This is a genomic window from Streptomyces sp. Y1, assembly GCF_041053115.1.
GTDB lineage: Bacteria > Actinomycetota > Actinomycetes > Streptomycetales > Streptomycetaceae > Kitasatospora > Kitasatospora rubellomurina.
Genome location: NZ_CP163445.1, coordinates 694,348 through 708,200 on the forward strand (window position 1 = coordinate 694,348; position 13,853 = coordinate 708,200).

Sequence of the window (13,853 nt, forward strand, 5' to 3'; positions counted from 1 at the left end):
ATGCCGTGGTGAACCGCGACGCGGCCCAGCCACGTTGTCCGATGTGTCCGGCCCGGCCCGGCACGGCCCGGCACGGTCCGGCACGGTCCGACGCGGTCCCACGCGGTCCCACGCGTACGGGCGCCTACGGAAGGAGCCCCTGGCAGTAGCTTGCTTCGCCTGCTACCTTGCATTGCATGGTACCTGGCACCGCCAACCACGAACCCGGCGACGACCCCGATCGCGCGCCGACCGCCCCGGACGGCCCGGTGGCGACCCAGCTGCGCAAGGGCGTGCTGGAGTACTGCGTCCTCGCGCTGCTGCGCGACGGCCCGCGCTACGGCGTCGAACTGCTCCAGGAGCTCGGCCGCTTCCCGATGCTCGCGACCAGCCAGGGCACCATCTACCCGCTGCTGTCCCGGCTGCGCCGCGCCGGGCTCGCCGACACCTTCCTCCGGGACTCGGCCACCGGCCCGTCCCGCCGCTACTACGCCCTCACCGACGCCGGGCGCGCCGCACTGGACGAGTTCAGCGCCCTGTGGCCGGCCTTCCGCATCACCGTCGACCAGATCCTCACCCCGGGAGAGAAGCCGTGAGCAACCCCACCGACCACCCGCTGGTCCGCGCCCACCTCGACGCCGTCGCCCGGCTCACCGAGCCGCTGCCCGCCGACCAGCGCCGCGAACTGCTCGCCGACCTGCGCGAGCACGTCGAGGTCGCCCTGGCCGAGGCGGGCCCGACCAACCCCGCGGGCCCCGCCGACGAGACCACCGTCCGGCACGTCCTCGACCAGCTGGGCAGCCCCCGGCAGATCGCGGACGCCGCGCTCGCCGAGGCCGGCCCCGCGCGGCCCGAGGCCGGCGGCCGCCCCGAACCGGAGAGCAGCGGCCGCACCACCGTGACCCTGGCCCTGGCCGTGCTCCCGCTGCCGCTGCTGCTCGTCCCGGGCGTCGGACCGGTGCTCGGGCTCGTGACCGCCGTCGCCGCCGCGATCCGGGTCGGGCGCTCCGCGCAGTGGAGCCGGCGGGAGAAGAAGCAGGCGGCCCTGCTCCTGCTCGCGCCCCTGCTCGCCGTGCCGCTGGCGGCCGTCCTCGTCGCCGCCCTGTCCGGGAGCCTGAGCCCGGTCGGCGTGCTCGCCGCCTGCGCGGTGGGCTTCAGCCCGACCCTGCTCGCGGCCGCACGCCTGGCCCGGTCCGCCGCCCGGCTGCGCGCCGCCGCCGTCACGGCCTGACCGCCCTCGACCGTACGGCCTGACCGCCACCCCCGGCGGGGCCCGACCGCCACCCCCGGTGGGGCCCGACCGCCCTCGACCGTTCGTCAGCCGCTCAGCGCGACATCCCCGGCGTGCCGCGCACCGCGTAGGCCGGCAGGCGCAGCTCACCGAGGGCGGCCCGCGGCAGGCCGAGGCCGAACCGCCGCTCCACCACGCCGAGGGTGCGCTCACGGACGGCCGCGTACCCCTCCTCCGGGCCGCCCCGGTCCGCGGGCGCCGTGCCGCCCGGCGCCAGCACCTCGGCGGCGACCAGCTCGGGCAGCAGCAGGTCCGGCTCGCGGCCCCAGCGCCAGCGCTCCTCCCCGAGGCCGAAACCGCACAGCACCGCGCCGTCGCGGGCGTAGTCGAGCAGCGCCGGCGGGTGCTCGGGCATCGGGCGGAAGTGCACCACCTCGACACCGCCGGCCGCTATCTCGGTGAGCCGCTCGCCGCCGGTCGAATCGCCGTACTCGATCGCGAAGGACCAGCCGCCGCACTCGCCGACCCGGACCACGCCGTCCCCGTCGTCGCCGGGGCGGTACGACTCGATGTCGAGGTCCCACACCTCGGTGCCGCTGATCGGCTCGGTGCCGGCAGCCGGGTCCGCGCCCATCCGGCGGGCGAGTTCGTGCGGCGCTATGCCCCGGGCGAACAGCACGCCGTCCAACTCCCCGCGGAGCCCGGCGAGCCAGCGGATGCCGTCGCCGGCGCCGACCCCGGCCCCGACCCCGCTCCCCTCCCCACGTCCGGTCCCGATCGCGCGCGTGCCCTCGCCCATGCCGCCGCCCTCCCCTGGCGCCGGCCCGCGATGGCAGCGGTCGCCGGTCCGCACCCTAACGGAGAGCACCGACAGCCGGAGGGCGTACGGACCGGCGCACCGGGCCGCCGCACGCCACGGGGAGCGGCGGTCGGGCGGACGTGCACCGCACGGTGGCCGGGCGGAGGATGGTGGGGGGACGAATTCCCCCGGGGCGCCGTGCCGTTCACCCGGTGTCACCGCCGGCCGGGTGCGCGACCGTCCACGCTCACACCCGGTAGCACCACCCCGGAGCCCCTCATGTCCCCCGCTTCCCCCACCCGCCCGCTGCGCCCGGCGGCCGGCGCGGTGACCGGCCTGCTGGCCGCCCTGCTCGGCCTCGGCGCCCCGGCCGTCGCCTCCGCCGCCACCACCTCCCCCGCCCCGGCCGGCCCGGTCGTCTACCTCACCTTCGACGACGGCCCCGGACCGAACACCGCCCAGGTGCTCGCCGTGCTCGCACGGTACGGCGTGCCCGCCACCTTCTTCGAGCTCGGCCAGAACGTCGCCGCGCACCCCGACCTCACCGGGCAGGTCGCCCACCAGGGCGAGAGCGTGCAGAACCACACCTGGTCCCACCCCGACCTGCGGACCCTCTCCGCCGCCGACTTCAAGGCCCAGATCCTCGACACCGACCACGCCATCAAGGCCCGGACCGGCACCACCCCCGGCTGCCTGCGGCCGCCGTTCGGCTTCGTCAACGACACCGTCCGGGCCCGCGCCGCCGCCCTGGGCAAGACCATCGTGCTGTGGTCCGTCGACCCGCAGGACTGGTCCCGGCCCGGCGCCACCGCGATCGAACAGCGCGTCCTCGGCTCCGTCCAGCCCGGCTCGGTGGTCCTGCTGCACGACGGCGGCGGCGACCGCAGCCAGACCGTCGCCGCGCTGCCGACCATCATCAACACCCTCCAGCAGCACGGGTACACCTTCCGCACCCTGTGCCGCTGACGCCCGGCCGAGCCACCGCCCGCGCCGCCCGACCAGGGGAGTTGTCAGTCCTGCCTGCTAGCGTCCGTCTCGGACAGCAGGACAGCAGGACAGCAGGAGATCACGGGCGCGCGGCCGCACACCGCCGCCCGTACCGACCGAACGGGGGCAGCACATGGTGGGCGTCACGCGTCACGAAGTGGACCAGGAGCGGATCGCCGACGCGCTGGCGCGCACCCGCGTACGGGCCAACGCCCACTGGCTGACCATCAGTTGCCACGAGCTGAGCGTCGAGCCGATCCGCGCGATGGCCGCCGTCCTGCTGGACCACCTCGGCGCGCTCTCCGCGACGGGCGGGGCGTTGGACGGCCCGGAGGCCCGGGAGCTGCTGCGGACGGCCTCCGAGTGCGCGACGGGCGTGCTGCACCTCGGCAACTTCCCGCGCGGGGACTTTTCGATCCCGTTCCCGTACCTCGGCAGGACGCTGGACAGCGAGGAGCACCGGTTCGGCGACGTGCTCGACTTCGGTGCCACCGCGGCGACCTGGGTCGAGGCCTTCGCGCTGGCCGTGGTCAGCGGGCACGTCGACGAGCCGCGCCGGATGATCGGCCCGCTGTTCAAGGACGACTTCGCCCCGTCGATCCACCAGGGCCTGCCGTGGTCGGACCTCACCTCGGTCTCCGAACCGGCGGACCTCGCCGAAATGGACGCGCTGGGCGCCTACTTCGCCCTGGTGAAGACCGCGCGCTCGCCGTGGATGGCCCCCGCGCCCGACCCGCTGCAGAAGCCCCCGGCCGAGGAACGCGCCGCAGCCGCCCGGGCGCTGGACGCCGCGGGCGAACTGAACCCCGACCAGCGGCTGCTGCGGGTGCTGCTGACGGACGACCAGCCGGCCTTCGAGCAGGCGCTCGCCGCCCGACTGGCCGAGCACCGCGACAGCGCGCCGGCGGACGCGCCGCCCCGCAGCCTGCTCCCGCTCGGCACCATCGCCCTCGCGGCACTGGCCGTCCGGGCGCACGGCTGGCAGCTGGGCGTCAGCTCCGACTACCTGCCGGCGGTGCTGCTGCGGCCCTCCGTGCCGGTCGAGGGGGTCGCGCACTGACCGAGCCGGGGCCGTCAGCCGGGGGCCGTCAGCCGGTGAGCCGACCCGTCGCGAGGATGCCGGGTGACCACACGGTTTGCCCAGCAGGCAAACCATTCGACTCTTTGCTCAACAGTTTGTTTATCATCTCCGGATCCCCGTCACCCACCCGGAGCCGCCCAGTCATGCCCAGCCCTCCCCCGGCCGCCACCAGCCGACCCCACCCCCTGCACGCGCTGCGCGCCGCCGCCTTCGCCATCGGCGCCCTGCTGCTGCTCGTCGGGGTCGGCGTCCTGCTCCACCAGCCCCTGCTGATCCCGCCGCTGGCGGCCAGCGCGGCCCTGGTGCACGGCGCGCCCGGGCTGCCGATCTCCCAGCCGCGCAACCTGGTGGGCGGCCAGCTGCTGTCGGCGCTCGTCGGCTACGCCACCCTCACCGTGACGGGCAGCACCGCCTGGGGCGCGGCCGTCGCCGCCGGGCTCGCGCTGGGCGCCATGATGCTCACCCACCTGCCGCACTCCCCGGCCGCGGCGACCGCCGTCATCGTGGTCCTGCAGGCGCCGCATCCCGTGCCCTTCCTCCCGCTGCTCGTGCTCTCGACCGGCCTGCTGGTCGTGATCGGCCTGCTGCCCGGCCGGGTCGGCGCACACCCGGTCCGCTACCCGCTCTCCTGGTGACACCGAACTCCCGGTGACGCCGAACTCCCGCACGCACCAGGCCAGCTGACGCCCAGTCGAACGGAAAACCGGTGGCGCGGCCGAGCGTGCGTGGACGACCATTCCCCGGATGAGCGATCAACCCACCCGCTGGACGCAGGCGACCGTGTACCCCGACATGTGGGCCGACCCGGCCGACGACCCGCGCGACAGCGACAGCCCCTCGCCGGAGGGCGAACTCGGCACCCTCCGGGAGTACCTGCGGAACTACCGGCTCACCCTGCGGATGAAGTGCGAGGGCCTGGACGCGGAGCAGCTGGCCCGCCGCTCGGTGCCGCCGTCCTCGATGTCCCTGCTCGGCCTGGTCCGCCACCTCGCCGAGGTCGAGCGGGACTGGCGGAACTGGATCACCCACACCGAGCCGCTGCCGAAGCTGTACGGCGCCCGGGACGCGGACTTCGACGGTGCCGTCGCCGAACCGGCCGTGGTGGACGGCGCGTTCGCCGACCTCGAGCGCGAGCAGGCCGCGACCGACGCCGCGCTCGCCGCGCACCCGGACCTCGGCGAGCGCATCGGCCGCGAGCGGATCGCGGTCCGGGACCTGCTGGTGCACCGGATCGAGGAGTACGCCCGCCACTGCGGCCACGCCGACCTGCTGCGCGAGTGCGTCGACGGGCGCGTCGGCCAGTAGCGAACACCCCGGACTCGACGCACCCGTCACTCGGCCGGGCTCAGCCGCCGTGGAAGAGGTGGCTGCGGCCGATCTCCGTGAAGCCGCGCCGGGCGTACCACTCGCGCGGCCAGTCCTCGGCGTCCGCGATCAGGAACAGGCGGGGGATCCCGGCCGCGGCGGCCAGCGCGAGCGCGGTGCCGAGCAGGGTGTCGCCGTGGCCCCGGCCGCGGTGCGCCTCGGCGGTGACCAGGTCCTCCACCTGGGCGAGCCCGGCGCGCCGGTCGAGGTAGAGGTCGGCCCAGGCGGCGACCCGCCCGTCCGGCTCCCGGGCTGCCAGGAACCGCACCTCCTCGGCACCGCGCAGCCGGACCGCCCGGCGGTCGGTGAGCTGCCGGGCCGAGTCCTCGTCCGGGAACCAGACCAGGTTCTGCCGGAGCAGCGCGTCCCGCAGCTCGGCCAACTCGGCTGCCGCGGCGGCCGGTTCGGGACGCACGCAGCCGGCCGTGTCCCGGGCCATCAGCACCAGGTCCTCCCGCTGGTAGCCGGCGGCCGCCAGCGCCGGGGTGGCCCGCTCGCCGATCTCCTCGTCCAGCGTGGCGATCGCGTAGCGGCGGCGCTCCCCGAGGTGCCGGGCAGCGAGGCCGGGCAGCGCCGCCGGATCGGCCTGCGGGCCGTCCACGATCAGGCAGTTGTGCTCCTCCGAGAACGGGTACTCCCGGTCCCGGACGACGACGGCCCCGGGCAGCTCCACCGTCTCGGCGGCCTGGCGGCGGGCGAAGGCGGCCCGGAAGGCGTTCACGTGGTGGATCAGATCGGCCATGCCGCCATCGTCGCCACCGGCCACCGCCCGCCGCAACCGAGTTCCGATGCCCGCCCGGCAGCACCGGACGCGCCGAAAGCCCCGGCTCAGCGGGAGCCGCGCGAGCGCTCCAGGAAGCGCCCCACCCCGTCCCGTACGCCCTCGGTCGGCACCGTGGCCGCGAAGGCGGCCGCCTCCACCGCGAGGCCCTCGTCGATCGGCAGGTTGATGCCCCGGGTGACGGCCCGCAGGCAGGCGGCCACCGCCGTGGGCGCGTGCTGGATGATCCGGTCCGCCAGGTCCCGTGCCGTGTCCAGGAGTTCGACCACCGGGACGACCGAGTTGACCAGGCCGATCTCGGCGGCGCGGGCGGCCGGGATCGGCTCGCCGGTGAGGATCATCTCCAGCGCGCGCTTGCGGCCCACATGGCGCGGCAGCCGCTGCGAGCCGCCGAACGGCGGCGCGAAGCCGAGCGAGATCTCCGGCTTCGCGAAGCGCGCGTGCTCGGCGGCGACGGCCAGCGGCGCCGCCTCGGTGAGCTCGCAACCGCCGCCGTACGCCAGGCCGTTGACGGCGACGATGATCGGCTTGGGGAACTCCTCGATCCGCCGGGTCAGCGTGTGCCCGCGCCGGACGAACTCGCGCAGGGCCCGCTCCGGCCCGCCGGCGATGCTGTCGGCCAGCGAGGGGATGTCGGCGCCCGCGCTGAACGCCCGCTCCCCGGCGCCGGTCAGGATCACCGCGCGGACGCTGTCCTCGGCCTCGATCCGGTCCAGCTCGGCGAGCAGCGCGTCGATCGTCGGATAGTCGAGGGCGTTGAGCTTCTTCTCCCGGTCGATGGTGAGGGTGACGACCTGCTGGTCCCGCTCGCTGCGGACGGTCATGCGCGGCACTCCGATCTCGCCGTACTGAAGGATTTCGCCGTACTTCCGGACGCCGCCGAGCCTAGGAACCGACCACCAGGACAATCCACTCATTGTCCTGGATACACTCGCCCCGCCCCGCCCCGCCCTCCCCCGCCCCACCCTCCACCCGCCCCGGAACGGAAGGTGCCCGCCCGTGCGACCGCCCGCCTACAAGGCCATCGTCGACGAGTACGCGACCGCCATCCGCTCCGGCACCCTCCCGGCCGGCACCCGGCTGCCGACCCACCGCGCGCTCGCCCGCGAACGCCGGATCGCCCTGGCCACCGCCACCCGGGTGTACGCCGAACTCGCCGCCGCCGGGCTGGTGGTGGGCGAACAGGGCCGCGGCACCTTCGTGAAGGTCCGCTCCGGCTACGACGGCATCGAGCCCTCCCGCGACCTGCCCGTCCCCCGGGTCGCCGACCTGTCCTTCAACCAGCCGCTCGCCCCCGGCCAGGGCGACCAGCTGCGGCAGGCCCTGCGCGCCCTCGCCGCCTCCGGTGACGCCGAGGCCCTGCTGCGCCAGCAGCCGCCCGGCGGCCACCGGCACGACCGGGCCGCCGTCGCCCGGTACCTGCTGGACCGCGGCGTCGACACCGCGCCCGAGAACGTCCTGCTGACCAGCGGCGCGCAGCAGGCGCTGGACTGCGTGCTGCGCGCCCTCACCCGGCCCGGCGACGTGCTCGCCGTGGACGCGCTCAGCTATCCCGGCATCAAACTGCTCGCCGGCGCCCACGGCTTGGACCTCGCGCCCGTCCCGGTCACCCCCGCGGGCCCCGACCTCGACGCGCTGGACCGGCTCTGCCGCACCCGCCCGGTCCGCGCCGTGTACACCATCCCGACCGTCCACAACCCGCTCGGCTGGGTGCTCGACCGCGCCCAGCGCGAGCGCCTGGCCGGGATCGCCACCGAGCACGGCTGCACGCTGATCGAGGACGGGACGTACGCGTTCCTCGCCGAGCCCGCGCCCGCGCCCGCCCCCGCCGCCCCCGTCCCCGCGCCGCTGCACGCCCACGCCCCGGAGCGCACCTGCTACGTCGCCGGCCTGTCCAAGAACGTCGCCACCGGGCTGCGGTTCGGCTTCGCCGTCGTGCCCGGCCGCCACGTGCGCGCCGCCACCGCGAGCCTGCGCGCGGCCGCCTGGGGCTCGCCCGGCCTGGTCACCGCCCTCGCCACCGGCTGGCTCGCGGACGGCACCGTCGCCCGCCTGGAGGAGCAGCGCCGCGCGGACGCCGCCGCCCGCCAGCGCATCGCCCGTACCGCCCTGGCCGGCCTCGACCTCACCGGCCACCCCACGTCCTACACCCTCTGGCTCACCCTCGAACCGCACCAGCGCCCGGCCCACGCCGCCGCCCTCCTCGCCGCCGCGGGCATCCTCGTCTCCACCTCCGACGCGTTCAGCACCGGCCCGCACACCCCCGCCGCCCTCCGCCTCGCCCTCGCCACGCCCCCGCTCCCCGCCCTCGCCCCGGCCCTCGCCCTCCTCCGCCGCACCCTCGACTCCATCGCCCCCTGACCCCGACCGAAATGGAGGTGCGGAGCGGGCGCCGCGAGCGCTAGAACGAGGGGATGACCGTCTTCCTCTGTGCCAAGTGCGGCACCGCGCTCACGCCGGAGCTGACCGAGCTCGCCGCGATCCCCGACATCCGGGTCCACGAGCGGGACCAGGAGACCCGTCTGCTGCCCTCCACCCTCCCCCGCGGGTACTACGCGATCGACCCCGAGCCCTGGGGAGGGCCCTACGTCCTGCAGGCGGACCAGGAGGACCCGAAGCCGACCCATTCCCGCGGGTTCCTGGTCAGCCGCGAGGAGGGGTGGGTCATCGCGGCGGGCCCCACGGGCACGGTGGTCGTGCACCCGGGGGACGCGCCCGACCTCCGGCCCCTGCCCGACATGACGGGCAGCGCCGGCTGCTGCGGGCCGACCGGCGAGTCCGGGCTCAACCAGGCCTGCCCGTGCGGTGCCCCGGTCGCCTCGCTCGCGGCGGACTGCTTCGGCCCCTACGAACTGCACCTCGACCCGGTGCGGACCTACCCGTTCGTGCGGTAGGACCGTCACCACTCGTCCCTTACGGTGTCCATGACCACCGTGTTCGAACAGTCCGCACGGTGGGTCAGACCGGGGGATAGACCATGCACTTCAGCCTTCTCGGCCCGCTCCTCGTCCGCGTCGGCCACCAGGAGCGGCCGATCGGCGGCGTCAAGGTCCGCACCCTGCTCGCCGTCCTGCTGCTGGAGGCCAACCGGCCGGTGCCGCCGGACCGGCTCAAGGCCGCGCTCTGGGGCGACCGGCCACCGGCCTCGGCGAACGCCTCGCTGCACAACATGCTGGCCCGACTGCGGACCCAGCTCGGCGACGAGCACGGCGAACGCCTACGCTCCACCCCGCTCGGCTACCTGCTGGACGTCGCAGGCGACGAACTGGACGTCCAGCTCTTCGACCTGGGCGTCGAACGGGCCCGGGAGGCGCTGCGGCGCGAGGACTGGAACGCCGTACGGCAGGAGTCGGCGACGGCCCTGGCGCTCTGGCGCGGCGCCCCGCTGGCCGAGTTCCCGGACCTGCCGCAGGCGCAGACTCCTCGCCGCCGGTGGCAGGAGGCCCACCTGCAAGCCCTGGAGTGGCGCATCGAGGCGGATCTGCGCCTCGGCCACGTCCAGGGGCTGGTCCCCGAGTTGACCGGCCTGACCGGCGAGCACCCGCTGCACGAGACCTTCCACGCCCAGCTGATGCTGGCCCTGCACCGCCTGGGGCAGCGCTCCGAGGCCCTCGCCGCCTACCAGCGGCTTCGCCGCGCCCTCGTCGAGGAGCTCGGCGTCGAGCCCGGCCCCCGGGCCCGGAAGGCCCACCGGCACGTCCTGCGCGAAACATCCGGCGAGCCCGACGAGCCGGGGAAGCCGCAGAAGCCGGAGAAGCCGGAAGGGCCCGCGCCGGCCATCCAGCCACCGGCCCAACTCCCCTCCGCGCTCTCCGACTTCACCGGCCGCCAGGCCGACCTGCGAACCCTGACCGAGGAACTCACGGCCCCGCCCGCCGGCGACGTCCCCCGGGTCGCGGTCGTCTCCGGCATGGGCGGCATCGGCAAGACCGCCCTCGCCCTCCAGGCCGCCCACGCGGTGAAGCACCGCTACCCGGACGGCCAGCTGTACGCCGACCTGCGGGGCTTCGGCGCCGCCCCCGCCCGTGACCCGCACGAACTGCTCTCCGCCCTCCTGGCGGCCCTGCACCCCGGCACCTACTCCGGCCCTCTCCCCGAGCACACCGACGACCGCGCGGCGCTGCTGCGCACGACCCTCGCCGACCGCCGCGTCCTGCTGCTGCTCGACAACGCCCGGGACGCGGCCCAGGTGGAGCCCCTGCTGCCGGGCGGCTCCCGCAGCGCGGTGATCGTCACCTCGCGCAACACCCTCCCCGACCTCCCCGCGAGCGCCCGGCTCTCGCTGCCCCCGCTCGACGTCGAGGAGCAGCGCGCCCTGCTCTCCCGGCTCTGCGGCCCCGGGCGCATCCGGCAGGACCCGGACGGCGCGCTGCGCCTGCTGGCCGCCTGCGCGGGCCTGCCGCTGGCCCTGCGGATCGCCGGCGCCCGCGTGTCCTCCCGCCCGACCTGGTCCCCGGGCACCCTGGCCGGGCGCCTGGACGACAACCGGGGCCGCCTGCGCGCCCTGTCCGTGGGGCGGCTGGCCGTCGACACCACCTTCGCCACCAGCTACCTGGCGATCCGCGACAGCGAGGACCCGGCCTCGTCGCGACCCGGACTTTCGCTGCGGGGGCCGGTCACGCGGGAACGGCCCCGAGGCTGGCAGGGCCCTCCAACAGCGGCCCAACAATCCACCAACACGTCGTGACCGGGCCTGACGAGCCGCACCTCGACCCGGTGCGAACGTATGCCGTCGCGCCGGTGAACCCTCGGCCGACAGGGTCCGCGCACGGCCCGGCCGACTTCCTACTCCCCCGCCCCCTCCTCCAGCCCGGCCCCCGCGCGGCCGAAGCGGGCGCTCCAGTCGGCGAGCAGCGCGCGCAGCTCGGGCGGGTGGACGACGTGGAACTCCGCGCCGAGGGAGCCGAGGGCCATCGCGGGCCAGTCGAGGGAGTCCGCGGTCATGTGGAGGCGGCAGCGCTCGGCGGTGTCCTCCTCGACGGTGCCCCAGCGGCCGACGTGGGCGCGGACGCGCTCGGCCGGGGCCTCGACCAGCGCCTCCACCCGGTGCGGGCGGGGCATGCCGCTGAGCCTGGCGCGGACGTACGCGGCGGCGTCGGCGGCCGGGAGGGCGCGCGGGGCGAAGCGGGCGCCGGTGTGCCGCGGGGCGGCGAGCCGGTCGAGCCGGAAGGTGCGCCAGTCGCCCCGGTCGAGGTCGTGGGCGACGAGGTACCAGCGGCGGTCGAGGCTGACCAGCCGGTGCGGTTCGACGTGCCGCTCGCCGGGCCGCCCGCCCCGGGCGGTGTACCGGAAGGCGAGCCGCTCGCCGTCGCGACAGGCCAGGGCGACCACGGTCAGCACGTCCGGGTCGATCCGGGTGCCGGCGGACCCGGCGCCCCAGTCGACGGGCACGGTCATCGTGCGCAGGGCCTCCACCCGCCGCCGCAGCCGGGCGGGCATCACCTGGACGATCTTCGCCAGCACCCGGACCGAGGCCTCGGCGACGCCCTCGACCGGGCTGTCCGCGGCCGCCTGGAGGCCGACCGCCAGGGCGACCGCCTCCTCGTCGTCGATGACGAGCGGCGGCAGTGCGGCGCCCGCCGCGAGCTGGTAGCCGCCGTCGACGCCGCGCTGCGCCTCGACGGGGTAGCCGAGCTCGCGCAGCCGGTCGATGTCGCGGCGCAGCGTGCGGACGGAGACGCCGAGCCGGTCGGCGAGTTCCTCGCCCGGCCAGTACCGGTGGGTCTGCAGGAGGGAGAGCAGTCGCAGGGTCCGGGTGCTCGTGTTCGCCATGCCCACGATTCTCCCGGCAATTCAGGTCAGGAAGTGACCGCTGTGGTGCGTACCGTGGTTCTTGTCCGAGGGAGCACGACCCGTACGAGAGGCCGCCATCATGACCACCGAGAACACCACCGCCCCCGTCACCGGCGAGCGGGCCGACCTGCTGGTGGCCCTGGCCAAGCAGCGGCACTTCCTGCGCTTCACCGCCCAGGGCCTCACCGACGAGCAGGCCGGCCTGCGGACCACGGTCAGCGAGCTGTGCGTGGGCGGCCTGATCAAGCACGTGACCTCGACCGAGCGGGTGTGGGCGAACTTCATCGTGGAGGGCCCCTCGGCGATGCCGGACTTCTCCGCCATGACCGAGGAGGACTTCGCCCGCCGCGCCGACGAGTTCCGCATGCTGCCCACCGACACGCTGGCCGACGTGCTCGCCGCCTACGAGGAAGTCGCCGCCCGTACCGACGAGTTGGTGGTCACCCTGCCCAGCCTGGACGCCACCCAGCCGCTGCCCGAGGCGCCCTGGTTCGAGGCCGGCGCGGTGTACTCGGCCCGCCGGGTGCTGATGCACATCGTCGCCGAGACGGCCCAGCACGCCGGCCACGCCGACATCATCCGCGAGGCCCTGGACGGCCAGAAGAGCATGGGCTGACGACGGCGCTCACGCCCGGCCGACGAAGGTGAAGCCGGCCCCGTCGACGGCGCCGCGCAGGGCGGCGTCGTCGAGCGGCCGCACCGAGGCGACGGTGACCCGCCCGCCGGCCGCGTCGGCGGTGACGTCGACGACGCCCGGCAGGGCGGCGAGCCCCGCGCTGACGGTCCGCTCGCAGTGGCCGCAGCTCATGCCGTCGACGGCGAGGACGGTGGTGACGGTGGAATCGGACATGGCGGTACCTCCGGTGGTGTGACGGAATTCGGCTCGGCACCACGACACCGGATTCCGCCGCCCGAGCCCAGGGACACGCCCTGCGGGTGGCACCATCGAGTGGTTCCGGGAACCAGCGGGGCCTCCCGCCCGACACGGGGTGAACGTTCCGGCCCCTTCTGTCCGTTGTGTCCGGTGACGACCCCCGGTCCACCGACCCCGTGAAGGAGCCGCATCCCATGACCGTCCCCCCGACCGGCGGCCGCCGATGAGGGCCCGAATACCCGCGGTCCGCCGCCGGCACGCCGCCCTCGCCCTGCTGTCGGCCGCCGCCGTCACGGCCGGCCTGCTGTGGTGGCACCCGTGGCAGCGCGAGGACGGCCCGAAGCCGCTGGCGTTCACCACCGCCCCGGGCGGCTCGCCGCGGTTCGGCACCGGCGAGCACCTGTACCGCTACAAGGTGCGGGTGGAGGACAGCCTGGCCGAGCGCCCCGAGCAGTTCGCCGCCGAGGTGGACGCGGTCCTCGGGGACGTCCGGCGCGGCTGGGCGGCCGGCGGGCAGGCGTCGTTCCAGCGGGTGGCCGCCGATCCGGTGGACTTCACCGTCTACCTGGCCACCCCGGCCTCCACCGACCGGATCTGCGGCCAGTACGGGCTGGACACCGGCGGCTCGGTGAACTGTGGGGTGAACAAGCAGGTGGTGATCAACGTCAAGCGCTGGACGGAGCTGTCCGAGTTCTACGTCGGGAAGCCGGAGCTGTACCACGCGCTGGCCGTGAACCACGAGGTCGGCCACGTCCTCGGCAACGGGCACGTGGACTGCCCGGGCCCGGGCGCCCCGGCGCCGGTGATGATGCAGCAGATCAAGGGCCTGCACGGCTGCGTGCCCAACGGCTGGCCGTACTCCGAGTCCGGCGCCCTGCTGACCGGCCCACCGGTCCAGGCCCCCACCGCCGCGCCGTAGGAACCACCCCCCTCATCCACCTGACCGGCGCAGACGGGATAATC

The 13,853-nt window shown here is 75.6% G+C and carries 16 protein-coding genes; 11 read left to right on the forward strand and 5 right to left on the reverse strand.

Annotation, left to right across the window (positions count from 1 at the left end):
• The first annotated feature begins 176 nt into the window (after positions 1–176).
• Entirely contained in the window at positions 177–575 is a 399-nt protein-coding gene (locus AB2U05_RS02790) for a PadR family transcriptional regulator (RefSeq protein ID WP_045700377.1), read from the forward strand.
• Positions 572–1,210 carry a hypothetical protein gene (locus AB2U05_RS02795; RefSeq protein WP_369182306.1) on the forward strand — a complete coding sequence of 213 codons (639 nt, stop codon included), beginning with the start codon at positions 572–574 and terminating at the stop codon, positions 1,208–1,210. The genes AB2U05_RS02790 and AB2U05_RS02795 overlap by 4 nt, the downstream gene beginning before the upstream one ends.
• Before the next feature lie 94 nt (positions 1,211–1,304).
• On the opposite strand, the gene AB2U05_RS02800 is transcribed toward AB2U05_RS02795, so the two are convergent.
• Positions 1,305–2,009, reverse strand: a complete 705-nt coding sequence (locus AB2U05_RS02800; RefSeq protein WP_369182307.1) for a DUF6461 domain-containing protein — start codon at positions 2,007–2,009, stop codon at positions 1,305–1,307.
• A 279-nt stretch (positions 2,010–2,288) separates the two neighbouring features.
• Between AB2U05_RS02800 and AB2U05_RS02805 the strand changes: the two genes are divergently transcribed.
• The 4 genes from AB2U05_RS02805 to AB2U05_RS02820 all read left to right on the forward strand — a co-directional run bounded on the left by AB2U05_RS02805 (position 2,289) and on the right by AB2U05_RS02820 (position 5,382).
• Positions 2,289–2,975: a polysaccharide deacetylase family protein gene (locus tag AB2U05_RS02805; protein WP_369182308.1), complete on the forward strand. Its 687-nt coding sequence runs from the start codon at positions 2,289–2,291 to the stop codon at positions 2,973–2,975.
• 154 nt (positions 2,976–3,129) lie between these two features.
• Entirely contained in the window at positions 3,130–4,056 is a 927-nt protein-coding gene (locus AB2U05_RS02810; RefSeq protein ID WP_369182309.1) for an immunity 49 family protein, read from the forward strand.
• Positions 4,057–4,220: 164 nt separating this feature from the next.
• Positions 4,221–4,712 carry an HPP family protein gene (locus AB2U05_RS02815; RefSeq protein WP_369182310.1) on the forward strand — a complete coding sequence of 164 codons (492 nt, stop codon included), beginning with the start codon at positions 4,221–4,223 and terminating at the stop codon, positions 4,710–4,712.
• Between the two features lie 109 nt (positions 4,713–4,821).
• Positions 4,822–5,382 carry a DinB family protein gene (locus AB2U05_RS02820; protein ID WP_045700368.1) on the forward strand — a complete coding sequence of 187 codons (561 nt, stop codon included), beginning with the start codon at positions 4,822–4,824 and terminating at the stop codon, positions 5,380–5,382.
• A 40-nt stretch (positions 5,383–5,422) separates the two neighbouring features.
• Here the strand turns inward: AB2U05_RS02820 and AB2U05_RS02825 are convergent, their stop codons facing one another.
• Both AB2U05_RS02825 and AB2U05_RS02830 read right to left on the reverse strand, forming a co-directional pair.
• Positions 5,423–6,184 (reverse strand): GNAT family N-acetyltransferase, encoded by a 762-nt coding sequence (locus AB2U05_RS02825; RefSeq protein WP_369182311.1) that lies wholly within the window; start codon positions 6,182–6,184, stop codon positions 5,423–5,425.
• 86 nt (positions 6,185–6,270) lie between these two features.
• A complete protein-coding gene (locus AB2U05_RS02830; RefSeq protein ID WP_045700366.1) occupies positions 6,271–7,047 on the reverse strand; it encodes a crotonase/enoyl-CoA hydratase family protein in 777 nt (258 codons plus the stop codon).
• A 175-nt stretch (positions 7,048–7,222) separates the two neighbouring features.
• On the opposite strand from AB2U05_RS02830, the gene AB2U05_RS02835 reads away from it, so the two are divergent.
• From AB2U05_RS02835 to AB2U05_RS02845, 3 genes are all read left to right on the forward strand, one after another.
• Positions 7,223–8,584: a PLP-dependent aminotransferase family protein gene (locus tag AB2U05_RS02835; protein WP_369182312.1), complete on the forward strand. Its 1,362-nt coding sequence runs from the start codon at positions 7,223–7,225 to the stop codon at positions 8,582–8,584.
• 53 nt (positions 8,585–8,637) lie between these two features.
• Positions 8,638–9,117, forward strand: coding sequence for a hypothetical protein (locus AB2U05_RS02840; protein WP_369182313.1), 480 nt, complete (start codon positions 8,638–8,640; stop codon positions 9,115–9,117).
• 83 nt (positions 9,118–9,200) lie between these two features.
• Positions 9,201–10,910, forward strand: a complete 1,710-nt coding sequence (locus AB2U05_RS02845; protein WP_369182314.1) for a BTAD domain-containing putative transcriptional regulator — start codon at positions 9,201–9,203, stop codon at positions 10,908–10,910.
• A 98-nt stretch (positions 10,911–11,008) separates the two neighbouring features.
• Here the strand turns inward: AB2U05_RS02845 and AB2U05_RS02850 are convergent, their stop codons facing one another.
• Entirely contained in the window at positions 11,009–11,995 is a 987-nt protein-coding gene (locus tag AB2U05_RS02850) for a helix-turn-helix transcriptional regulator (protein ID WP_369182315.1), read from the reverse strand.
• Positions 11,996–12,095: 100 nt separating this feature from the next.
• On the opposite strand from AB2U05_RS02850, the gene AB2U05_RS02855 reads away from it, so the two are divergent.
• Positions 12,096–12,632: a DinB family protein gene (locus AB2U05_RS02855; RefSeq protein WP_369182316.1), complete on the forward strand. Its 537-nt coding sequence runs from the start codon at positions 12,096–12,098 to the stop codon at positions 12,630–12,632.
• 9 nt (positions 12,633–12,641) lie between these two features.
• Here the strand turns inward: AB2U05_RS02855 and AB2U05_RS02860 are convergent, their stop codons facing one another.
• Positions 12,642–12,866: a heavy-metal-associated domain-containing protein gene (locus tag AB2U05_RS02860; RefSeq protein WP_369182317.1), complete on the reverse strand. Its 225-nt coding sequence runs from the start codon at positions 12,864–12,866 to the stop codon at positions 12,642–12,644.
• A gap of 247 nt (positions 12,867–13,113) precedes the next feature.
• Between AB2U05_RS02860 and AB2U05_RS02865 the strand changes: the two genes are divergently transcribed.
• Positions 13,114–13,809, forward strand: coding sequence for a DUF3152 domain-containing protein (locus tag AB2U05_RS02865; RefSeq protein ID WP_369182318.1), 696 nt, complete (start codon positions 13,114–13,116; stop codon positions 13,807–13,809).
• The last annotated feature ends 44 nt before the right edge of the window (positions 13,810–13,853 follow it).